The sequence below is a fragment of the Paracoccus spongiarum genome (genome assembly GCF_030732095.1).
Classification (GTDB): domain Bacteria; phylum Pseudomonadota; class Alphaproteobacteria; order Rhodobacterales; family Rhodobacteraceae; genus Paracoccus; species Paracoccus spongiarum.
Genome location: NZ_JAVAMQ010000016.1, coordinates 1 through 19,922, shown reverse-complemented (window position 1 = coordinate 19,922; position 19,922 = coordinate 1). Strand labels below are relative to the sequence as shown.

Annotated in this window: 22 protein-coding genes and 2 pseudogenes; 7 read left to right on the top strand and 17 right to left on the bottom strand. The window is 60.2% G+C overall.

Annotation, left to right across the window (positions count from 1 at the left end):
* Nucleotides 1-2: 2 nt before the first annotated feature.
* Nucleotides 3-419: a ribbon-helix-helix domain-containing protein gene (locus Q5Y72_RS15055; protein ID WP_305964294.1), complete on the bottom strand. Its 417-nt coding sequence runs from the start codon at nucleotides 417-419 to the stop codon at nucleotides 3-5.
* A 316-nt stretch (nucleotides 420-735) separates the two neighbouring features.
* On the opposite strand from Q5Y72_RS15055, the pseudogene Q5Y72_RS15050 reads away from it, so the two are divergent.
* The 3 genes and pseudogenes from Q5Y72_RS15050 to Q5Y72_RS15040 form a co-directional block, all read left to right on the top strand.
* Nucleotides 736-1,344 (top strand): annotated as a pseudogene (locus tag Q5Y72_RS15050) (transposase); the annotation flags it as partial.
* A 361-nt stretch (nucleotides 1,345-1,705) separates the two neighbouring features.
* Nucleotides 1,706-2,845, top strand: a complete 1,140-nt coding sequence (locus Q5Y72_RS15045; RefSeq protein ID WP_305964244.1) for a glutathione-independent formaldehyde dehydrogenase — start codon at nucleotides 1,706-1,708, stop codon at nucleotides 2,843-2,845.
* Between the two features lie 30 nt (nucleotides 2,846-2,875).
* Nucleotides 2,876-3,445: a type 1 glutamine amidotransferase domain-containing protein gene (locus Q5Y72_RS15040; RefSeq protein WP_305964243.1), complete on the top strand. Its 570-nt coding sequence runs from the start codon at nucleotides 2,876-2,878 to the stop codon at nucleotides 3,443-3,445.
* 271 nt (nucleotides 3,446-3,716) lie between these two features.
* On the opposite strand, the pseudogene Q5Y72_RS15035 reads toward Q5Y72_RS15040, so the two are convergent.
* Together Q5Y72_RS15035 and Q5Y72_RS15030 are read right to left on the bottom strand one after the other, a co-directional pair.
* Nucleotides 3,717-3,905 (bottom strand): annotated as a pseudogene (locus Q5Y72_RS15035) (integrase core domain-containing protein); the annotation flags it as partial.
* Complete coding sequence (locus Q5Y72_RS15030) at nucleotides 3,889-4,185, bottom strand: hypothetical protein (RefSeq protein ID WP_305964242.1); 297 nt, start codon at nucleotides 4,183-4,185, stop codon at nucleotides 3,889-3,891. The pseudogene Q5Y72_RS15035 and the gene Q5Y72_RS15030, both read right to left, overlap by 17 nt.
* 437 nt (nucleotides 4,186-4,622) lie before the next feature.
* On the opposite strand from Q5Y72_RS15030, the gene Q5Y72_RS15025 reads away from it, so the two are divergent.
* Nucleotides 4,623-5,264: an SDR family oxidoreductase gene (locus Q5Y72_RS15025; protein WP_305964241.1), complete on the top strand. Its 642-nt coding sequence runs from the start codon at nucleotides 4,623-4,625 to the stop codon at nucleotides 5,262-5,264.
* 24 nt (nucleotides 5,265-5,288) lie between these two features.
* Here Q5Y72_RS15025 and Q5Y72_RS15020 read toward each other — a convergent pair whose 3' ends face one another.
* The 14 genes from Q5Y72_RS15020 to Q5Y72_RS14955 all read right to left on the bottom strand — a co-directional run bounded on the left by Q5Y72_RS15020 (nucleotide 5,289) and on the right by Q5Y72_RS14955 (nucleotide 17,444).
* Nucleotides 5,289-6,239, bottom strand: coding sequence for a YihY/virulence factor BrkB family protein (locus Q5Y72_RS15020; RefSeq protein ID WP_305964240.1), 951 nt, complete (start codon nucleotides 6,237-6,239; stop codon nucleotides 5,289-5,291).
* Between the two features lie 53 nt (nucleotides 6,240-6,292).
* A complete protein-coding gene (locus Q5Y72_RS15015) occupies nucleotides 6,293-7,537 on the bottom strand; it encodes a DUF3618 domain-containing protein (RefSeq protein WP_305964239.1) in 1,245 nt (414 codons plus the stop codon).
* Nucleotides 7,527-7,925: a phage holin family protein gene (locus tag Q5Y72_RS15010; protein ID WP_271071005.1), complete on the bottom strand. Its 399-nt coding sequence runs from the start codon at nucleotides 7,923-7,925 to the stop codon at nucleotides 7,527-7,529. Before Q5Y72_RS15010 ends, Q5Y72_RS15015 begins: the two co-directional genes overlap by 11 nt.
* A complete protein-coding gene (locus Q5Y72_RS15005) occupies nucleotides 7,922-8,485 on the bottom strand; it encodes a hypothetical protein (RefSeq protein WP_305964238.1) in 564 nt (187 codons plus the stop codon). Before Q5Y72_RS15005 ends, Q5Y72_RS15010 begins: the two co-directional genes overlap by 4 nt.
* 202 nt (nucleotides 8,486-8,687) lie before the next feature.
* Nucleotides 8,688-9,173 (bottom strand): YciE/YciF ferroxidase family protein, encoded by a 486-nt coding sequence (locus tag Q5Y72_RS15000; RefSeq protein ID WP_305964237.1) that lies wholly within the window; start codon nucleotides 9,171-9,173, stop codon nucleotides 8,688-8,690.
* Between the two features lies 1 nt (nucleotide 9,174).
* Nucleotides 9,175-10,239, bottom strand: a complete 1,065-nt coding sequence (locus Q5Y72_RS14995; RefSeq protein ID WP_305964236.1) for a glycosyltransferase family 2 protein — start codon at nucleotides 10,237-10,239, stop codon at nucleotides 9,175-9,177.
* Nucleotides 10,236-10,799 carry an SAM-dependent methyltransferase gene (locus Q5Y72_RS14990; RefSeq protein ID WP_271071009.1) on the bottom strand — a complete coding sequence of 188 codons (564 nt, stop codon included), beginning with the start codon at nucleotides 10,797-10,799 and terminating at the stop codon, nucleotides 10,236-10,238. Before Q5Y72_RS14990 ends, Q5Y72_RS14995 begins: the two co-directional genes overlap by 4 nt.
* Nucleotides 10,799-11,500 (bottom strand): PIG-L deacetylase family protein, encoded by a 702-nt coding sequence (locus Q5Y72_RS14985; protein ID WP_305964235.1) that lies wholly within the window; start codon nucleotides 11,498-11,500, stop codon nucleotides 10,799-10,801. The genes Q5Y72_RS14990 and Q5Y72_RS14985 overlap by 1 nt, the downstream gene beginning before the upstream one ends.
* Nucleotides 11,497-12,522 carry an acyl-CoA dehydrogenase family protein gene (locus Q5Y72_RS14980; protein ID WP_305964234.1) on the bottom strand — a complete coding sequence of 342 codons (1,026 nt, stop codon included), beginning with the start codon at nucleotides 12,520-12,522 and terminating at the stop codon, nucleotides 11,497-11,499. The genes Q5Y72_RS14985 and Q5Y72_RS14980 overlap by 4 nt, the downstream gene beginning before the upstream one ends.
* 62 nt (nucleotides 12,523-12,584) lie before the next feature.
* Nucleotides 12,585-13,637: a glycosyltransferase gene (locus Q5Y72_RS14975; RefSeq protein WP_305964233.1), complete on the bottom strand. Its 1,053-nt coding sequence runs from the start codon at nucleotides 13,635-13,637 to the stop codon at nucleotides 12,585-12,587.
* Entirely contained in the window at nucleotides 13,618-14,598 is a 981-nt protein-coding gene (locus Q5Y72_RS14970) for a glycosyltransferase family 2 protein (RefSeq protein WP_305964232.1), read from the bottom strand. Before Q5Y72_RS14970 ends, Q5Y72_RS14975 begins: the two co-directional genes overlap by 20 nt.
* Nucleotides 14,595-15,902 (bottom strand): glycosyltransferase family 2 protein, encoded by a 1,308-nt coding sequence (locus Q5Y72_RS14965; RefSeq protein ID WP_305964293.1) that lies wholly within the window; start codon nucleotides 15,900-15,902, stop codon nucleotides 14,595-14,597. Before Q5Y72_RS14965 ends, Q5Y72_RS14970 begins: the two co-directional genes overlap by 4 nt.
* Nucleotides 15,903-16,252: 350 nt before the next feature.
* Nucleotides 16,253-16,945 (bottom strand): Crp/Fnr family transcriptional regulator, encoded by a 693-nt coding sequence (locus Q5Y72_RS14960; protein WP_305964231.1) that lies wholly within the window; start codon nucleotides 16,943-16,945, stop codon nucleotides 16,253-16,255.
* 55 nt (nucleotides 16,946-17,000) lie between these two features.
* Nucleotides 17,001-17,444, bottom strand: a complete 444-nt coding sequence (locus Q5Y72_RS14955; RefSeq protein WP_305964230.1) for an MgtC/SapB family protein — start codon at nucleotides 17,442-17,444, stop codon at nucleotides 17,001-17,003.
* Nucleotides 17,445-17,618: 174 nt separating this feature from the next.
* On the opposite strand from Q5Y72_RS14955, the gene Q5Y72_RS14950 reads away from it, so the two are divergent.
* The 3 genes from Q5Y72_RS14950 to Q5Y72_RS14940 form a co-directional block, all read left to right on the top strand.
* A complete protein-coding gene (locus tag Q5Y72_RS14950; RefSeq protein ID WP_305964229.1) occupies nucleotides 17,619-18,221 on the top strand; it encodes a hypothetical protein in 603 nt (200 codons plus the stop codon).
* 27 nt (nucleotides 18,222-18,248) lie between these two features.
* Complete coding sequence (locus Q5Y72_RS14945) at nucleotides 18,249-18,764, top strand: DUF421 domain-containing protein (RefSeq protein ID WP_305964228.1); 516 nt, start codon at nucleotides 18,249-18,251, stop codon at nucleotides 18,762-18,764.
* 1 nt (nucleotide 18,765) lies between these two features.
* On the top strand, nucleotides 18,766-19,922 hold a 1,157-nt coding region (locus Q5Y72_RS14940; protein ID WP_305964227.1), incomplete at its 3' end, for a cation:proton antiporter.

Sequence of the window (19,922 nt, the reverse complement as noted above, 5' to 3'; positions counted from 1 at the left end):
CCTCAGGTGATGCGGTCTTTAAGGGCGGCTTTGACGGCCTTCGGTGCCTGAAGTGACCCAAGCACGTTCAACGACCCGATCGTCGCCACGGCCAGTTCGGGTGAAACATCCGCCGAGATCCTCGCCAGTCCGACAACCTTGAGGTGCAGGATTTGCCCGGCCTCTGCGAAGGCTTCCAGATCGGCCCGCGTGATGTCGAAGAGCCCAAGTTCCAGCTTGTGCCGTTCGATCGACTGCGCGACCGAACCTCCTTCACTGCTCAACTGGTTGCGTATGGCGGTGCGAATGAAGTCTGTCCGGTTAGCATAGAAGCCTTCGCGCACGAGAAGATCGATCCGGCCCAAGTCGACATGGCCGAGATTGATCGTGATCTTTTCGGGTTCTGCCTGCCGCTCGGGCAGACGGGTGACATTGTGCATCGCAACCTCCATCCGCATGGATGGTATATAGATGGTTATAGTCGGGGTTTCAATGAGTCTTCTGCACCGGCTCAGGTGACCTGCTCCCCGGAAGTTCCCTCGCCGTGATGTAGAGTCTGCCCAACCTGAAGGAGCAGACGACATGAGGAATAGCGATCCTTGCGCGCTGGAATTTTCCTATGCCCTGGGCAACTTATCCCGAAGTGCCCAACGTCGAATGACGCTCAAAATATCCATGTCGATCACTCCAATGACCCCCGACAATTCCCGTCAGCGGGAGGGTTCCACATGGGTCAATTCTCAGTGAGATTTTCTATCGTGGCTGGGTCAGTTCTCAGTGACATCCAACACCCGCGTCCTTGCCGTGCCGCCGGAACTGGCTGTCGGCGATGGCGCCTTGGGCTTCTGGAAGGCCATGGATGAGGTCTTTCCTGGCACCCGCCATCAACGCTGCTGGTTTCACAAGAAGGCGAATGTGCTCAATTGCTTCCCCAAAGCCGTGCAGCCGGCTGTCACCGCCGATCTGCGCGAGATCTCCCACGCCGCAACCCGCGCCTCGGCATTGGCGGCCATAGAGATCTTCAAGGAAAAATACGCCGCCAAATACCAGCGTGGCGTCTCCTGCCTGACCAAGGACAACGAGGCCTTGCTAGCATTTTACGACTTCCCGGCCGAACACTGGGAGCATCTGCACACCTCCAACCCCATTGAAAGTGTCTTTGCCACCGTCCGACATCGCACTGTCCGCACCAACGGCGAAGTGTCGCAGTAAACCGCAAAGCTGATGGTCTTCACCCTGGTCCGGGCCGCATCGAAGAAGTGGCGCAAGCTCAACGGCACAAACCAGTTGCCACGCGTCATCGAAGGCGTCAGATTTACCGACGGGGTCGTCGCTGACGATGCCAACCAAAGCCGCGCCGCCTGATCAAGTCGCGTCACCCAAATTTATCCACAGCTGTATCTTGTTGCGCTTATACCGCTTTTGATGGTGCTGCTGGCAGGGCTGCGTCTATGCACTGCGCCGTCATGGCGCCGTGGTTTTCGCAGGGATTTCTTGAGTGCATCAATCCGCCGCTTTTTTAGACCTTCCCGGCAAAAGAAATCGAAAAGCCGCCGAAAATCGATCCAAGAACTGCGAACGGGAAGGAACCGCTCAGGCATCCGGCGGGTTAGGGCCCTGAGATCAGTTGGAAAGATGCGCGTTCCTTCGCCGTTGCGCTGGTCCGGATCATCAGCAAGCGCTCCACTTGATGACGTCTTGAGCAGCGCTACGAAAGGAAAAGCCGATGAAAGCAGTCGTATACAACGGACCCAAAGACGTTTCCGTGGATACCATCGACGATCCCAAGATCGAGAAACCGACCGATGTTATCATTCGGGTGACCACCACCAACATTTGCGGGTCTGACCTTCACATGTATGAGGGCCGCACCAGCTTCGAGAAGGGCAGGGTTTTTGGTCACGAAAACCTTGGCGAAGTCATCGAGGTTGGCTCTGCCGTAGATCGGATCAAGAAGGGCGATCGGGTCTGCATGCCGTTCAACGTGGGTTGCGGGTTCTGCGAAAATTGCGAACGCGGTCTGACGGGGTTTTGCCTCACGACCAACCCCGGAACCGCCGGCGCAGCTTATGGCTTTGCTGAGATGGGGCCGTGGCAAGGCGGTCAGGCCGAGTTGCTGCGCGTTCCTTATGCGGACTTCAACTGTCTGAAGCTGCCCGAAGACGCCAAAGAGAAGGAGGATGACTATGTCATGCTCTCCGACATCTTCCCGACGGGTTGGCATGGCGTCGAACTGTCCGGTTTCCTGCCCGGCGAAAGCATCGCGATCTATGGCGCTGGTCCGGTCGGTCTGATGGCCGCGCACTCAGCCCAAATCCGCGGCGCCGCTCAGATCTTCGTGGTCGATTTCCACGATGACCGCCTGAAACTGGCCGAGGCGATGGGCGCGATTCCGATCGACATGCGCAAGGGCGATCCCGCCCAGCAGATCCTAGAAGCAACCGGCGGCCTCGGGACCGACCGTGGGGTCGAGGCGGTAGGTTACCAGTGCTGCGATCGCCACGGCAAGGAGCGCAGCAATTACACGATGAACTGCCTCGTTAAAAGCACGAAGGCCACCGGCGGCATCGGCGTTGTCGGCGTGTTCATCCCGGAAGACCCCAATGCGCCCGACGATCTGCAGAAGGAAGGCAAGATTGCGTTCGACTTCGGCAACTTCTGGTTCAAGGGGCAGAAGATCGGCACCGGGCAATGCAATGTAAAGCATTATAACCGGCGACTGATGAATCTTATCGAGCATGGCCGGGCCAATCCTGCGCAAATCATTTCGCATCGACTGCCGCTCGATCAGGCGCCAGACGCCTACAAGCATTTCGACGCACGCGACGATGGCTGGACCAAGGTTGTGCTGAAGCCGACGGACTGACCTTAATCTTTGACGGAAAAGGAAATAGCTATGACATTACAGGGCAAATCAGTTGCGGTTCTGATCGCGCCCCGCGGGACGGAAGAACCAGAATTCTCGAAGCCCAAGCAAGCTATCGAGGAGGCTGGCGGCAAAGTGACCGTGATCAGTTTTGAAGCGGGCCTGGCTCGTACAGTCAATAGCGACCTTGACGAGGGCGGCAGCTATACTATCGACAAGACGTTTGACGAGGTCAAAGCCGACGATTTCGACGGTCTTGTCGTGCCCGGAGGGACTGTTGGCGCCGACAAGCTGCGCGGCAGCGGCGAGGCAATTGGTTTCATCCGGGCCTTCTTCGATCAAAAAAAACCGGTTGCGGCTATATGCCATGCACCCTGGACATTGATTGAGGCTGACGTGCTTAAGGGGCGTTCCCTGACGTCCTACCCAACGCTGAAGATCGATATCGAGAACGCCGGCGGTACATGGATCGATGAGGAAGTGGTAGTCGAAAACGGCCTTGTCACAAGCCGCGACCCCAACGATTTACCCGCCTTCTGTGCAAAACTCGTGGAGCAAGTCGCGGCAGGTGCGGGCGCTGGGCTCGCAGCCGGGAATTAAAAACGGGGCGGTCTCGACAAACCATTTGAGGGCCCGCTCACGGAAGAAGATCAACGCAAGACAGGCGTAGCGGATTGCCGGTGGTGATGGCCATCCGCTACGCCGCGTATCAGACGAACACGGCGCGCCGGACGAACAGTCAAACGTTAAGTGGCTTCAACCGCGGTGAACTCTTCGGCCGGTCTGATAAGCTTCTAGGCTTGACCCATTGTAGCGTCCGGTTTCGTTCCACTGAGCTACTCCCCATCTCTTGGACAGGATCTGGCGTAACTTAAGCTACTTTCTGCCCCTGCTGGTCGGTTTCGATCTGGTTGAAGTAGACCACGGCGGGCGGCTGTCCGCCATGGGCGGCGTGAGGCCGCTGGTGGTTGTAGAAGGTGATCCATCGGCCAACGCCGGCCTTGGCCTGCGAACCGGTCTCCCTAGCGTGCAGGTAGACGCACTCATTGCGTCCCGACCGACAGCTTAGGGTGGTGACGTTCAATCATTCCGCGCCTCACTTGCCGGTCCAGGGCTTGAGCTTTCGTGACAAAAAAATCGTTGGCGACAGCCAGTTCCCCGATCTTGGCGTGCAGCGACCGCACCGTCTCCTCGTCGACCTCAGCCTTCTTCTTCCCGCCGCGTTCGAAGATCTCCGATGCCCCCTCGAGCAGCGCCTTCTTCCACTGGTGGATCATCGTCGGATGGGCCCGCACACCTGTTGCGTCCAGCAGGGCGGCAGCCAGTTCGGGCATCGTCATATCCCCGTCCTGACCGATGACTTCAGCAAAGGAAGGCACGGTGCGGATCGAGCTTCCCCTTGCCCGCAGGACGGCCTTGCGGGCCCGCTCGGGCGCAACCCGTCTGCCGGATCGCCAGCGCCCAACGCGCTCCAGTCGCCGCAGAAAGCTGAAGGCGCAGCGCCGCCGCACGCCCGCTTAACCCTTCCTCAATCAATCTCTGAAACCGCGCGCGCAGCGCATCTGGCAAAGGTGCTGACATGATCCATCCTCCTGAAAAGGAGGAATCGCAAATCAAGCCATCCGGAAACCATCATGATTCAACCTTCGGGCGGGACGCTTTAGGATCAGGGTCTGGGTGTCGGTGAGTATCGTCATGGAAGGCTCCGTGGATTGGCTTTTGCCCGCGCCGCCGTTCTCGACTGTCGGCTAACCGGAGCCTACCAAAGAGCAGCCGCATGACCCCCAAGTTTTGCCCACTCCCCGTCCCGTCTCAGATTAAAGGGCAACGCGACAACAGGTTCGGCAGGTTTGGCGTGTTGATCTGCAACGCCGCCGAACAGCATGCGCGGGAAGAGGTCACAGAGATATCCGAAGAGCAGCTTTTCCGCACGTTCCGGACGAACATCGGCGGTCATTTCTTCATGGTGCAGGCGGCATTGCCGCATCTTGAGAAGGGTGCATCCATCATCTGCACGACCTCCGTCACCGCCTATCGCGGGCAGGACCTGCTGATCGACTATGGGTCCAGCAAGGGGGCAATCCTGTCTTTCGTGCGGGCAATGTCATCGAAACTGGCGCCGCGCGGGATCCGGGTGAACGGGGTCGCGCCGGGCCGGATCTGGCCGCCGCTGATCCCCGCATCGTTTCCTCCTTACAAGGTGGAGGATATTGGGAAGTGCGCGCCCCTCGGCCGGCTCGGCGAGCCGAACGAGGTAGCACCCTCGATGCTGTTTCTCGCCTGTGAGGATGTGTCCTACATGACGGGGCAAGTGCTCCATCCGAACGGCGGCGATCTGATTGGCGGGTTATCATCGAACGAGATTGTCAATCTGGGGCGTATTGACCTTTGCGGTTCTTGCTGCGGATCAGACCGCTGACCAATCTCACCAAATGACCGTCCGTCAGGATCGTCCTTGTGTCGGGCCCAGTCTGTCAGCCTTCTCGGCGTCCCTTTCACCCATCGGCTCGTCCGGCCCTACTGTCGTATCATGTGCTGTCTGCGCTTCGATTTCCGCGTTCAGTTCCGCACCCATCAGGATAATGAATGCCGAAATCCACAGCCACATCAGCAGGATGATGACCCCTGCCATGCTGCCGAAGGTTTCGTTGTAGCTGCCGAAGTTGCTGACATAGATCGAAAAGCCCACCGATGCGATCACCCATATCAGGCAGGCCGCAACAGCACCGGGGCTGAGCCATTTCCATTCCGCATCGTCGCGTGATGGGCCGTAGCGGTAGATCACAGCCAAGCCGAACACCGTCATCAAGGCGAGGATCATCCAACGTGCCAATCCCATCCCGGTCTCCAGCCAATCGGGCAGCGCAATGAGGTTCAAAACCGCCGGTAGCGCCAATGTCGCGAGCAGGCCAAGGACAAGCCCGAGGATCAGGAACACCGTGAGTCCGAGCGTCCAGAGGGTTTTCGAGATGAAGCCGCGCGTTTCTTCCTCGTCATAGGCGACGTTCAATCCTTCCATCAGGCTGCCCATGCCTTTGGACGCAGAGTATATCGCGAGCAATAGACCTACGATAAAGGCAAGGCCGAGCCCGCCTTCGCGCGATCCGGCGACGGCCACGGCCTGATCCAGGATGATCTGCTCGGCTTCCTGCGGCATCACGTCGGTCAACTGGTCCAGTTGTGCCGTCACCTCGGAGGGTTCCAGCACCAGACCGCCCAGGGCCATCAGGGCGGTGAGGGCAGGGAAGATCGCCAGCAACGCGTAAAATGCAACGCCGGCCGCGATGAGGCCGACATGATCGTCGGCCAGTTCTGATTTTACTCTGAGGGTAATGTCCTTCCATCCCTTCGCGGGAATGTCGGTAGGCGATTCCGCTTGTCTGCCACGTGCCATATAATTTTTGCTTTCGTAAAACCCGGCCCGCGGCTTTGCGGACCGGGCATGGGTCAGGAGGAGGATTTCGGCGACTTCTTCACGTCGCCCAGATCATGCTTTTCGGCTTCCGTCCTGGCGGCATCGGAAACGCGCTTGCCCGCAGAGGTGGCCTTGTCCTTTGCCGTCTGAGCCACTTTCGATGCGGCTTCATCCGCTTCATCCTTAAGATCGCGTGCCGCCTTGCCGGCCTCGTCCTTTACCGCGTCGGCGACTTTGCCGAGCTTTTCCTTTTCCTCGGCAAAGATGCGCTCCGCCTCTTCGATCAAGTTATCGCTCTGCTCACCGAGATATTCATCCTCGATCCGGGTGCGCGGCAGCGCGGCTCCGAGAGCGGCACCAAGCGCCACGGCCAGGGCACCCGCGATCAGCGGCTGTTCCTCGAAGATGTCAATGACGCGATCGCGGCCCTTGCGGGCGTATTCGGCTGCCGCCTCGCGAGCCTCCACCGCGCGGTGTCGCGCGTCGATGACGCGCTTGCGTGCCTCCTCGGTCAGGTCTTCCGTCCCTTGCGCCAATCGGTTACGAAGGGCAGCGGCGCGGTCGGCAGCGGTTGAGGTCAGGTTCTGGACCGTTTCCGCAGTTGAACTGCCCGCATCCCTGGCAGACGCAGCGAGATCCTTAGCCTTGTCGGCCACGCCTGATCCGGCAGAGCGCGCAGTTTCCGCAACACGAGAACCCGCATCACTGGCGCTGGCGGAGATACTGGATGTTGCATCCGAGACCGAACTGCGCGCCGAAGAGGCCGCCTGTCCAATGCGCTCGGTTACATCATTCTCATCGTCCTCCTGGCGCGTCCGAGCCCAGGCAGGGGCGTCGTGCGTGCTGCCAAAGCGCCCCGAATAAAGATGCCGATCGGGGCTGCTCCATTGCCGTGAGCGGGATAGCCGATCGTCTCGATCATAAGAAGATCGGGCATCGTCGTGAGATCGTTCGTGGTCCAGACGCGACCGATAACGGCGGTAATCGTCCCGGCGATTATAGTCGTCGCGCCGATAAACATCATCCGAACGATTGCCCATCATCAACCAGGCGATGCCCACTCCGGTCAAGGCCAAAGCAACTGGATTTCTCTTGACGGCATCGGAGACAGATCGTCCGATCTCACCGCCATGTTCGCGGAATTGATCGGTGAATTGCCGCGCAATGGTCTCAACCGAGAACTTGTCCTGCAAGTCCCCGAGCGTATCACGCAGACCTGCGCGTTCGCGTTCGATATCGCGTTCGATCTCTTCGGGAGAGCGGGTATCACTTGTCATCGTATGCCTCCTTCACGGCTTGCGCATCGCGCTTCACGTTCTTCGCAGTCCGCGTCGGAGCCAGACTGTTGAGTTTCAGATCGTTCGTACCCTTGTTCAACATCACATAGGCGATGATGCCAAAGATCACCCCGACGATTAGGGCGGACCAGCCGGCGGGGATGCCCGCCTCGGTCAGGGCTGCGACAAGCGCGGCCGAAAGGACGTTGAGCGCCGTCAGGGCCACGACGATTGCCCCAACGATCATGCCGATGGCGATCCCGGCGCTTTTGAGGTTCTCGTTCACCTCGGCGCGCGCCAGGTCGACCTCGTTGCGAACAAGCGAGCTCACATGGGAGAGCGCATCGCTCAGCAGGCCGCCGGTGGACTTGTTAGGATCGTGTGTCATGCTGCGCCTCCTTCCCGTGTTCTCGTGCTGGCAGGCGCCGAAGTGCTGCCAGTCGGCAGCACGGATGACGTTGTCGCCGGCGGATATGTGGACTGCCCGCTTTGCAAGCCGGATGTCTCCGCTCGGGGATAAGACGATCCGCCGCTCGCCTTGGCGAAACGGGTTGCGGCAAGACCGATCAGGGCCGCGCTTCCAAGAAAGAGCATGGGATTGCGCCGTGCGAAATCATTTATGGCACCGACCATCTCGCCCAGATCCTTGTCGCGCAACGCGTCGGAGGCTCCCGCCAGCGTGTCCGCAATCTGACCGAAGGTGCGCTCTTGCGGTGAGCCGCTGCGCAATTCGCTCGCGGCTGTCCTGAGCGCCGAGGCGACGTTCTTGACTTCGCCAGCCGCCGCATCCTTGGCCTGCCCTGCATAGTCCTTCGCTTCGGAAACGACCGTTCTGCTCAGATCCTGAGCATGTTCCTTCGCTGTCTCCGACACAGCCTCGGCAGCTTCCCTTGTCTTCTCGGAAATGGTCTTGCCGGCGTCCGGCTTTTCTTCGTTTTGGGCTGTCATTGTATCCTCCCTGGATCAGGTGACGAGATTGAGTATTGCGAGAACGACCACGATGATTCCGATCAGATAAATTACCGCGTGCATTGAACCTCTCCGGAATCTCCGAAATATATACTTACTTAACCCAACCAACCTTCCGGCGTTCCCTTCGGGCAGATTGTCAGGATTACCGGACCGGCCCTCTGGCCGGCCCGGTTAAAGTTTACGCCGCATCGACATTGCGTGAACGTTCGGCCAGTTCGGTCATGAAGTCGTCGGACTCGTAGATGTTATCGAGCGCGTCATCGAGCTTGCGTGCGGCGTCGTCTTCGCCAAGAGCCTCGGCAAAGGCTTTGGTGGTGCCGAACCCGGCGATGCCGTAATGGCACATGCGCTGGTATTGCGCGATGATCGCAACATCCAGCGCGGCGCCGCTCATGTCGCTGTCGAGTGCGTGTTTCCGCGCCTCCTTCACCAGCCCTTCCATGCCCTTGCAGTGCTCCTTCTTCACCTCAGCATCGGCATCTTCCAGAAGGGATTTCAGCAGCCGGGTGTGCTGGTCAATGCCGTCCTTTGCCGCGCTCAGCCGGTCGGCCAGCTCGCTGTCCGAGGCCTTGTCGGCCATGGCCGAGACCACCTCGGACATCTGGTCATTCGCGGACCAGAGATCCTGTAGTTCTTCGATATACAGATCTTTCAGTTTAGTCATTTCAGGCTCCTTTCAAGGTTGACCGTGCCGACGGTCGCGGTGAGGGGACGGCAGGAATAATCGCCGTCCTTCTTTCCGGTGCAGCGCCAATCACGTGGCATTTGAACAGCGATGCGTCCGGTGTTCTCGCGGCGGGCAGAACCCGCTCTGAGTTTCGGAAGGTTTCGAGTATTTCGATGTGGCGGGGGAGATCGCGCACGTTCAGCCTCAGCCGGGCAGGCACCAGCAACGGCCATGGGCCCAGGCACCCGCAACCGGCCTGCCGGATTAGCCAGTCGGCCGGCGGCAGGCTATCGTCGATCAGGTAGTCTCTTGCGCCCCTGCGAACTTTCAAGGCATGAGACATTCCGCCAGGCGCGCGTCCGGTCAGGCGGCACGAGGCCTGCACGCTAACGTAATCGGAGTGGAGAACCCTGGCCCCGGCCCGGCGCAACGCGCGGACAAGGCGACGGTCCTCGCCGCATTTGACGGGGGCGAAGCCACCCGCCATCACGTAGGCTTCCCGCGTAAGAGCGAGACTCGCCCCGGCGGCATCGCCATGGGTGCCTGCAATTTCCGCGTGACCCGGAACGTGGCAGGCAAAGAAATCCTGCACCAGTCGGCGATAGGTAGCTTCCAGCATGCCGAGCTGCGCATCTATCCCGACAAGGATCTCGGTTTCGGACGCCATTGGTTCGATCCTGCCACAGACCGCGTCAGCCTCGTCCAAGTGCGCGAGGTTTCGCGCGATCCAGTCCGATGCCACGATGCAATCGGCATCCGTCGTCAGAAGGCTGCGCAGGCCCTGCATGTTGCGCAGCGCGTGATCGCAACCCATCCTGCGCGCGGTGCCGACGCCTTCGTGCGCGGCCAATGTACATTCCAGCACCGACAGGTTGATCCCGTTCCCGCTGGCGACCTTGCGGGCCAAACCGGCAGTGCCGTCCGTGGTGTTGTTGACCACAAGGATCACCCTTACACGCTCGCTGACTTGTCCGGCCAGTGCAGTCAGGCAATCAGCAATCCGCGCAGCCTCGTTGCGAGCTGGGATAACGATAGCGATATCCGGGGGTTGGGGCCTGGTCATGACGCATCCTCCGGCACTCCGCGGTCGATGCGATACCCTTCGGTCCGTGTGACTGCTTCGAACGCATGTGTGTCGAGCGCGGCGGTGAAGATCTGCAGCGCCTCCTGTCCCTGCAGCCCGTGGCCGGTCTGACCCAAGTAGGTCACGCAGATCACCTCGGCCCGGGACCAGAACGTGGCGATGTCGCGGGCAAGGGTTTTTAAAGCACTGGGGTCAAGGAAGTATAAAATCTCGGACAGGATCAGCAGGTCGAAGGCGTATTTCGGCAAGGCGCAGGGGTAGAAGCCTTGTAGGAAACACGCCTGTGGAAGTGTGCGCCGAGCGGTCTCCACGGCGACTTCCACGGCGTCCATGCCGGTATAAGTGTCGCAAAGCGGCGCGAGGCGACGCGCAAGCTGGCCATTCCCGCAGCCCAGCTCAAAAGCGCCCTCATAGCGCGGACGCGACAGCGCTGCGCGGGTCGCGGTGAACTTGTCCTGTTCGTAATTGCTCTCCGCGAAATTCCACGGGTCCGCATTATCGGCATAAAGCGCGTTCAGATGTTCCAGGCCTACGCCCATCACGGCATCCTCCAGAAGATCTCGTCTTCGCTTGCGAAGCGTTCGATGAAACCCGACGGAAGCACGAAGCCCAAAGGATCGTCCGCGACCACCTGACCCAGCTGGGAACGGTGTGCGGCGATGGCGGAGCGCTTGCGCGCCTCATGCTCCTCCGGCGCCAAGAAGATCGGCGCATAGGGTGCGATGCTGTTTGCAAAATCCGGGTCGTCCCATCTGGACCAAACAGGATAGCTATGAAATATCCAGTCAGGCCTCTTCGTGCGAAGCGCTGTCGCGAAGGCAGCGGTAGCCTGATGATCCTCATGGTGATCTTCACGCGCTGGCACGAAGACATGCCTTGCGCCTGTCCGTGCGATTGTCTTTTCAAGTCGTGCCGTGACGTCCTGCGGATCGACGCGATAAAGAGCCGCGTCGGGCAAGCCCATCCAAGTCAGGTCGCGCGCTGTGCCGCCGAGGCATTCGATGGCGCGAGTAAGCTCGGCGCAACGCAGAACGCCTAGACGCTCAGGGGGCCACGCGCGAGACCCGGGATGGCTGGCGCTGCCATTCGTCAGGCATATTACATGCGCACCCGCACCCGCAAAGGCGCGCGCCAGCAGCGCCCCACAGGCCAGCGATTCATCGTCGGGGTGCGGTGCCAGCACCACGAATTTCTCGCGGCCTTCGAACACGGCTTGGTCAGGATGGTCGGCGACATTCATCCGAAGACCCCCCATGCCCGATCGTCCTGCCCCAACGCCTGCCGGGCTGTCCGTTGCAGAAAGGCGTCGCGCGCGGCCTGACGCATATAGACCGCAAGGTCGCGGGCCATGCGTCCAGTTTCGGCACCGGACTCGAAATGGCGCAGCCCGATCGACTGCTCGCTCGCGCGGATGGCATCAAGCCCAACCTCTTCAGTAAAGAGCCGCGCCGCGATGGAGGTGGCGACAATCTGCTCAGCCTCGAGAGAGCAATCAACCGAGGCCTGCGCGGCGCGTTCTGCCAGCGCGGCGCCGGCCCAAGCCCGGGTCAACACGGTCATCAGGCGCGCCTGCTGCGCCTCGGTCTGCATCCGGTCCATGGCGCGCAGATCGGTCGCGGCCTGGTCCAGCAAACCGATGGCTGCCCCCGCCTGCAACGCAGCAATTCGCCAGACACCGCCCACAAAATTCGGCTCCTTCAGGTAATCGTCTGGGCCGCCGATCCAGTCCTGCACTTTCAGCCCGGAAAAATCGTAATTGCCCGAGGCTGACGCCCGCATTCCTTGCATGTTCCAGCAAGAGGTGTCGGCACGGTCGGGGTCACGCACATCGACCAGTGCCAGCCGAACGCCGACATCGCAGCCCACGCTCACGAGCGCATGGCTGACCGTGCCAAGGCCTGAGGTAAAACGCTTGGCCCCCTGCAGCCGCGTGCCGCTGGCGTCTAGTGTGACGGGCACAGGCCCGTCCGCACCCCAAACGCCGAGCACGGCGCCCTCGGCGATCAGGGCGTCCACATTGAGCTTCAATGCGGCTGACCCGTAAAGATGGATCAGCCGAAGTGCATTCACATGCCCCTCCCAGAGCCGGCCAACACTGAGGTTCGCAGCTCCGACCTGCATCAGCGCCCGCGCGGTGCAGATAGGGTCGGCGCTGCCGTCATCGCCGAGCAGGCCGGCATTACTCAGCAGCGCGATCGAACGGGAAACAGGGCGCTCGCCGCACTCCTCGGCGTCAGCTGCGGCCCGCAGACCATCCGTCACGTGCGGGGGCAGGGATGGACCATTCAAATTCGGTATTTGCCAAGATGCGAAGGGGCCCGTTTTCATGGCTGCACCTCACGAGCCTTGCCCTGAACGGCTGCCCCAGACCGCAGAAGCCGCGCCCACTGCCGGGCAACTTCGCTAAGGCGGAAAGCCGGATTACCTCTTACCTCCGGCGGCGACTGACGCCATGCGTCAATGCGCTGTAAAATCTCGCTCGGGTCGTCGCCATTCACCCATTGCCGCGCATCCGAGACGATCTCCTCATTGGCTCCGAGACCCCGATGCACGAGGACCGGGGTTCCGACCGCATTCGCCTCGGCCAGCACCAAGCCAAAGGTCTCGGCAAAAGCGGTTTGGGGATAGAACAAGCACGAGGCGCGGCGCATGTGGCGGACCAGCTCCGGGTGGGGTAGCGCGCCGAGGAAGACGACACCCTCCGGCACCGGGCCGGTCTCCCATCGTAGATAGCCCGGATCGGCCACCGCGAGAGTTAGCTTCGGACGGTGTTTACGCAGCGCCGCAAATTGCGCGAAGACCTGCGCCAGCCCTTTATGCGGAGAGCTGGCAAAAAGCAGCCGGTTGGGGTCGCGCGGCGTCGCGTCAGGCCGCAGATCGTTGTCTAGCGGGTTGTAGATCACGTGGAGCGGCGGTGTGGCTTCGTCGCCCAGAAACGCCTGCAACTGGCAGGCATGGGTGTGCGATACGCAGATGACGAGAATACCCGCCTCTTTCAGGGCCGCGCCCATCTTGCGGTTGTGGCGACCCGGATAGACATGCAGCCACAGGAAGATGGCTGTGTCGGGATATCGCTTGCGCAGCTTCAGCGCGACTTTCCAGCGGTTGATCACAATCATGGTCTCGAAGCTGCCGGTCGCGTCCAGATCGGACAGCGGGCAGAGCAGACCGGCGTGCGAAAGCTGCATTTTGGTGCGACCGCTCTGGAAATGGGTGATGTCGAACCGGGTGTGCAAACCGCTGGCAACGCGCAGCACCGTGGCCTCGGTGCCGCCGAGCCCGCCGGTGTCGATATCGGGCAAATCGTAGCCAGCCGCGCTGCACGGGTCGACGATGGCAATCCGCGCTGGCGCGGTTTCATGCCGGATCGATTTCATTGCATGCCACCTGTTCCGCAGGACCGGAGAAAATGTTTGTAACCCACGCTGCCGTCGCCTCTGTCATCGGGATGTCGCGGAGGTTTAGGCAAGCGAGGCGACTGATCTGCGCAATCTCAAGGTTAGGGATATCCACCGGCACGGGGTTGACCCTTCTGCCGGCCCGCCATGCCTCGACCTTTGCCCAGACATTTGCCCGGTCCATCCGGCGGCGCGCGCTGTCATAATCGGATGCCGCAGACTGTGTCAGGCTGTCGGGCGTCTCGATCTTCGTCAGGAGCAGTTCCGGCACAATCCAGATGACCTCACCTTCGAGAATCAATCGGTTGCGAAACTCGCGGTCCTCCTCGATGCAATCCGCGAAACCGCCAAGGCGCCGGAACACGTCGGTGCGAAAGAGGCCCGAATTGATATGCGTCCATTCGCCTGGGACCTGCGAACCCATCTGGAGGTTCGGGAACACATCATCGAGCAGCGACAGGTCGCGCCGGATCTCAACCCGCCGACCGTCTGGCAGGATCAGTTCATGATGGGTCAGGACGGCACTCACCTCCAGCTTTTGGCCACCCTGCTTGCCCGCAAGACGCCAGTTCAGGCATTCGTTGGCGCGCACGTCCTGCGCGGTCAGCACGCGAACCTGGTGCAGCACCTTGTCGCGATGCGGGATGTCATCTGAATCGTGGAAGGTGACCGCATCGCCGTCGGTCAACAAAAGGCCTACGTTCTTGGCTTGTGCCGTGCCGACGTTTCGCGCGAGCCGGACGTAGTTGAACTTCTGATGCTCAAGGTAGGGCGCCACCGCCTCCGCGGTGACATCCGTGCTGGCATCGTCAATCACCGTTACACGGATGTTCCACCAGCTTTGATCCAGCGCGGCGCGGATGGCGCTGTCGATCAGATGCGCGCGGTTGTAGGTGGGAATTATGATGTCGACGAGTGGGGCGAGCGGATTGGATTTCATGCCATAGCCTCTTGTGTTTGCGCCTTCACAGCGTCGCGATAAGCGCGCAAGCTGTTGCCGGTGAGAACTGCTGCCGGAAGCGGCAGCATCAGTGCCGTAAGCGCGGTAAGGACGATCGGATCCGGCGGTTGCGCGATAGCAAGCAACAGAACGCCGATGATGAAGATCAGCAGTGTGCAGGGAGACAGCGCGCTCACAGCAGGGGTTCTGCTGCCGGTCTTGTCAGTCACGATGAATTTCAGCCGACAGCCGGTCAGTGCATCAAACGTCGCCTTCGCCGATTGTGGGGCCAAGGCAATGCGGCAGGCAAGGGCGCGTAACGCGATCCCCGGAGCCAACCGGTCCCGCCAGCCCCGCGCTAAAACGCGGATGATGATGTCACAAAGGCTCAGGACGATGGCAACGCCTGCCAGCGTCGCGGGAGCCGTGTGATCCTGTCCGGTCAGCAGCCACGCCATCAGGAGTAGGGACGGTACCAACGCCAGGTTGACCCATGCGGTCAGCTGGGACAAGATCGCGATCCGCTTGGCCAGCGTAAGCGAACCGGCAAGGCCGAAGACGATAGCGGCATGGCGCATCAGCGTCTGAACATTGCCACTGCACCAGCGATAACGCTGTTTTTCAAGGTCGCACAGCGACAGCGGCAGCAGGCCCTTGCCGACCACCTGATTGATGAAGCGGCCCGAGAAGCCAGCATTGCAAAGCCGCACGCCCAGTTCCGCATCCTCTGTTGTGGCCGCGCCTGACCATCCGCCCGCGGCAACAAGGGCCGCACGCGAGATCACGCAAAGCGTGCCGGTCAAAAGCACAGCCTCGGCGTCGTCGGCACTGGCGGCGTTGGTACGGAAATATTCCTCAAGCTCGGCATCCACGCCCGGCGCTACGAGAGCGGTGCCCATGTAGGATTGAGGAAACTGGACGTAATCTGCGCCAGTCCGCTGCAGGACGACGGCAGCGCGCCCCAGGAAATCGGGCGCGACAACGTAGTCGGCATCCACGGTCACGATATGGGTGGTGCGCGTGTCAGTATGCGCAAGCGCAATGTTGAGCGCCCCGGCCTTGGCACCCTTCACGCCGGTTCGGTGCAGGAACCTGATTCGGTCGGAATGGGTGGCACAGAACCGTTCTACGGGCTTCCAAAGCGCGGGATTGGCTGTGTTGTTGTCCATCACGATGATTTCGTAACCTTCTGTCGGCCACTGCTGATCCAGCAGGGCGCGCAGCGTGGCGATAACCATGCGGGGCGGTTCGCAATGGGTGGCGATGTGAACCGAAAACCAGGGAGTGGCAGGATCCCGCGGCACAGGAGAGGGATGAACGGACAGACAGGCGCCTAATGGCCGAAGCGCCAGGAGGGCGACCTGAACTGCAATGGTGGCACCGCAGATCGCGGCGCCGATTACGGGAATCGCTGCCGCAAGGACAAGCACGCTCAAAGCTATGAAAAGCCGTAGCTCCACCGTTCACCCCCGGGCGTTAAATAGAGATATTAGATTCCAGAAATCAGTGGCTTACAGGATTATTAGAAGCCTCCACGGCAACGCTTCTGGTGCTTTTAAGTTCCCACGTGCAGGCGCATTACACGCCCAGACGCAGGACAAGCCTGCCTGAGAAGACGAGGTCCGGCTTTCAACTGGATTGAAAGGCCGTCTGATCAGTCCTGTGGAAACCAGGATGTGTCCATCTCGGCATAGCGATCATGGAAATCGGTAAGCTCGATCATCTCGCTCTCTTTCAGGATGCGAACCTGATCCTGATCGCGCTGGATGAAACCTTCGCGCTCAAGGCGGAGGAAGGTCTTGCTGATATAGACGTTGGTCAGCCCCAGATAGTCTGCGATCTGGCTCTGGGTCATTGGCAGGCGAAAGGTATCGGTCATTCTGCGGTTGGTGATCCGCAACCGCGCCAGCAGGTCGAGCAGCATGTAGCTGATCCGTTCTTGCGCACTCATCCGGCCCATGGCGCGCAGCACGTCGATCAGCACCACATGATCTCTCAGCGCGATCGAGATGAGCAACGCGGAAAGCCGTGGCGATTTCCTCAGAATTTCGTCGAGAGAGGATTTCGGGAACGGGCACAGGCAAACGTTCTCCACCGTGCGCAGGGTTGTCGTCGCGTGTTTCAGAGCGACATCCGGAAACCCTATGATATCACCCGGATGATGAATCTTGACAATTTGGCGCCGACCATCGGGCAGATCCGTATAGCTGAAAGCCCAGCCGTGCTTGACCACATAGAGGTTCCTATTCTCGTCACCCCCCTGATATATCTCCTGTCCCGCAGGGAAAGTGCGCTCGGACTTTTCCAGCCTCGCAAGCCGCTCTTTGTCCAGATCGGACAGCGGCATGTAGTGAGAAAGTTTGGTAACCAGACAACTGGATGCTTCGGGCACGACAGAGCTCCTATTCCTGACCTCGAATATGCAGCCAATCGAAGATGTTGAGAACCACGAAAATCAACGCCGTGATGAAAGCCGCTTCTTTAAGATAGCCGAGACCGCAGGCAATTCCGATCGAGCCCACAGCCCAGATGGCGGCTCCGCTGCGGATGGCCTTGAGGCGACCGTTATCGCCCGGCGACATGATCGCGCCGGCACCAAGGAAACCGATACCGCCCACGATACCCTGTATGAGGCGGGTCGGATCGACGGTCATGGCCTCATCCTCCGCCACTCCGCTCAGCGCGAAGTTCAGCGTGACGACCATCAGCGCGGCCGAGCCGATCGCGACAAGCACGTAGGTCCCGGCCCCGAGTGGTTTTCCCTTGATCTCACGGTCTAGGCCGACGACCAGCCCGCCCCCTCCCGCGAAGAGGACGCGCATGATGAATTCGCTGAAATCAATCATTTTCCAACGTGCTCCATGAAGGTTGCCGTAAGCTTGGTTAACAGGTTTAGGGAGCCGCACATTCAATATGTATTGAGGCGAAGCATCGCAGGCGCATTTATGGTGCCGATATCGCCGAAGAGGCAGAGGAGCGACGCTATTTCTCCGGAGGATCTATTCATATGGACGTGGTTGGTGGAAAATGCCGGTCCGGTTCAAGCTGCAGTCGGAATCGTTACGGCTCTGGTCTGGTTTGTATACCTGCAAGTCCTTGTTTCGGGTGTGCGCCGTCAGCGGCGCACCGAGATATTGATTCATCTTGGCGGAAGTCGCAGCCTTGATGGGCGCTTGTTCATCAGCAATCTTGGTTTCGAGCCGATCTATATCTTTGAAATTCTCCTCACGATACGGACCTCGGATGGCGAACGGCAAACCTCTGTCGCTGACCGGACGGAGATCGCAAAAGAGGAAGTAACCAACCCGGTTGCCACGACTTCCCAAGGGCCTTTGAAAAGCGGTGAATTTGTAGATATTGGCAGCTTCGAGGACCTCTTGCAGCGGGCACAGCGAAATACCTCCGATGATCTGCAGGCTGACGGTGTAAGCGGAGTAGAACTGAAGGTTGCTGCCATTTCGGCGGCCAGTTCTGCGGTCGTCGCCGCTAAAAGACAGTTCTGCATCACATTTGACGCAGGCAAATGCCGGATACGCCCGAAGACGGTTTATGCCACGCAGATCCGGTCTTGGTGGGGGCGGTGTCGTTTGAAGCGTGAGCTGGAGACGGAATTGAAGCAGTAACGTCTTTCTTCTGAAAGGAACAAACCCATGTTCGTTGACGAACCTTTCCTCGACGCCATCATCAAGGGGGCATTGCTGAGTGCGCTCGGCATCTCATGGATCATCCTGCTAGTCCGCATCGTCGGTCTGCGATCCTTCTCGAAGATGACGAATTTCGATTTCGTCATGACGATCGCCATGGGTTCGCTTCTGGCCAACGTCTCGCAATCGCAGCAATGGTCGGGCTTTTTGCAAACGCTCACGGCGATGGCAAGCCTGTTTGCTGTGCAATACTCGATGTCCCGGCTGCGGCGCTGGTCGCAGCAAATTGACCGGTTGGTGCAGAATACGCCGGTCCTGCTTATGAAGGACGGGGTGATCTTGCGTGACACCCTGCGCGCCACCCGCGTGGCCGAGGAGGACCTGATCGCAAAGCTGCGCGAGGCAAACGCTCTAGACCTGTCTTCGATCCGAGCCGTCGTGCTGGAGACGACAGGCAATATCTCGGTCTTGCACGGTGATCGCATGGACGAGGTGCTGTTCAAAGGCGTGGGGAACACCTAAAATGGATGCCGAAGCCTTTTTCGAATTCAGCGGCTATCACCTTTCATTGGCCGTCGTCGGGATCATCGTCATCCTGGCACGGTGGTTTCCGCGGCTGGTTTCTTCCCGTGAACCGGCAGCGGCACCGCTGATGATCCTCTTTGGCGCGTTTGCCGTGCTTGCGATACCGGGGCTGCCCACTCCGCCCGACCCGCGTCATGCACCGTTGGTGTGGGAGGTTATGGCAGAAATCACCGTGATCGTGGCCCTTTTCGCCGCGGCGATGCGTGTGGACAGCCTCGGGCCGCCCAGCAAATGGGGACCGACCTTTCGTCTGCTTCTGTTCGCCATGCCGCTGACAATTATATTGATAGCGATACTGGGTGTCATACTGGGCGGACTGACGGCAGGCGGGGCCGTCCTGCTGGCGGCGGTGCTTGCGCCCACCGATCCGGTGCTCGCCGCTGATGTGCAGATCGCGCCGCCGCATGAAGGCGGTGAACACCCCGTCCGTTTCGCGTTGACGACCGAGGCGGCACTGAACGATGGGTTGGCCTTTCCGTTCGTCTACTTGGGATTGCTGATCATCGCGCAAGGTCTGATGCCCGGAGAATGGGGCCTGCGATGGCTCTTGGAAGACGTGAGCTGGCGTATCGGAGTTGGCGCGGTCATGGGCTGGGCCGGAGGCTGGCTGTTGGGCCAGATCATCTTCAATTGGCCGCGCGATACCCGGTTGGCCGATACCGGATCGGGCGTGATTGCAATTGCCGGCGTGTTCCTGTGCTATGGCTCAACCGAACTGGTCGAGGGGTACGGCTTTATCGCGGTGACAGCCATGGGCCTGTCGTTGCGCCGGATCGAGACCGGGCACGACTATCACCGGCACCTGCACGATTTCTCGGAATCCATTGAACACGCGCTGACAGCACTTCTGCTAATTGCCTTGGGCGGCGTGCTGCCTGTCCTAACTACCAATCTGGGCTGGCATCACGTCGCGCTGGCAGTGCTGTTGATCGTGTGTTTGCGGCCCCTGGCGGGTTTGCTTTCCCTTTCGGGAAGCGAAATGGTGAATTCCGATCGGACACTTGTGGCCGTCTACGGTGTGCGGGGTATCGGGTCGATCTACTATTTGGCCTATGCAAGCGGACACGCCCAGTTTGCCAATCTGCCCGATCTGTG

Bases quoted from the DNA above. Each gene is read 5' to 3' on its own strand.
- Q5Y72_RS15055 (WP_305964294.1), bottom strand. From the start codon at position 419: ATGCACAATGTCACCCGTCTGCCCGAGCGGCAGGCAGAACCCGAAAAG.
- Q5Y72_RS15045 (WP_305964244.1), top strand. From the start codon at position 1,706: ATGAAAGCAGTCGTATACAACGGACCCAAAGACGTTTCCGTGGATACC.
- Q5Y72_RS15040 (WP_305964243.1), top strand. From the start codon at position 2,876: ATGACATTACAGGGCAAATCAGTTGCGGTTCTGATCGCGCCCCGCGGG.
- Q5Y72_RS15030 (WP_305964242.1), bottom strand. From the start codon at position 4,185: ATGACGATGCCCGAACTGGCTGCCGCCCTGCTGGACGCAACAGGTGTG.
- Q5Y72_RS15025 (WP_305964241.1), top strand. From the start codon at position 4,623: ATGACCCCCAAGTTTTGCCCACTCCCCGTCCCGTCTCAGATTAAAGGG.
- Q5Y72_RS15020 (WP_305964240.1), bottom strand. From the start codon at position 6,239: ATGGCACGTGGCAGACAAGCGGAATCGCCTACCGACATTCCCGCGAAG.
- Q5Y72_RS15015 (WP_305964239.1), bottom strand. From the start codon at position 7,537: ATGACAAGTGATACCCGCTCTCCCGAAGAGATCGAACGCGATATCGAA.
- Q5Y72_RS15010 (WP_271071005.1), bottom strand. From the start codon at position 7,925: ATGACACACGATCCTAACAAGTCCACCGGCGGCCTGCTGAGCGATGCG.
- Q5Y72_RS15005 (WP_305964238.1), bottom strand. From the start codon at position 8,485: ATGACAGCCCAAAACGAAGAAAAGCCGGACGCCGGCAAGACCATTTCC.
- Q5Y72_RS15000 (WP_305964237.1), bottom strand. From the start codon at position 9,173: ATGACTAAACTGAAAGATCTGTATATCGAAGAACTACAGGATCTCTGG.
- Q5Y72_RS14995 (WP_305964236.1), bottom strand. From the start codon at position 10,239: ATGACCAGGCCCCAACCCCCGGATATCGCTATCGTTATCCCAGCTCGC.
- Q5Y72_RS14990 (WP_271071009.1), bottom strand. From the start codon at position 10,799: ATGGGCGTAGGCCTGGAACATCTGAACGCGCTTTATGCCGATAATGCG.
- Q5Y72_RS14985 (WP_305964235.1), bottom strand. From the start codon at position 11,500: ATGAATGTCGCCGACCATCCTGACCAAGCCGTGTTCGAAGGCCGCGAG.
- Q5Y72_RS14975 (WP_305964233.1), bottom strand. From the start codon at position 13,637: ATGAAATCGATCCGGCATGAAACCGCGCCAGCGCGGATTGCCATCGTC.
- Q5Y72_RS14970 (WP_305964232.1), bottom strand. From the start codon at position 14,598: ATGAAATCCAATCCGCTCGCCCCACTCGTCGACATCATAATTCCCACC.
- Q5Y72_RS14960 (WP_305964231.1), bottom strand. From the start codon at position 16,945: ATGCCGCTGTCCGATCTGGACAAAGAGCGGCTTGCGAGGCTGGAAAAG.
- Q5Y72_RS14955 (WP_305964230.1), bottom strand. From the start codon at position 17,444: ATGATTGATTTCAGCGAATTCATCATGCGCGTCCTCTTCGCGGGAGGG.
- Q5Y72_RS14945 (WP_305964228.1), top strand. From the start codon at position 18,249: ATGTTCGTTGACGAACCTTTCCTCGACGCCATCATCAAGGGGGCATTG.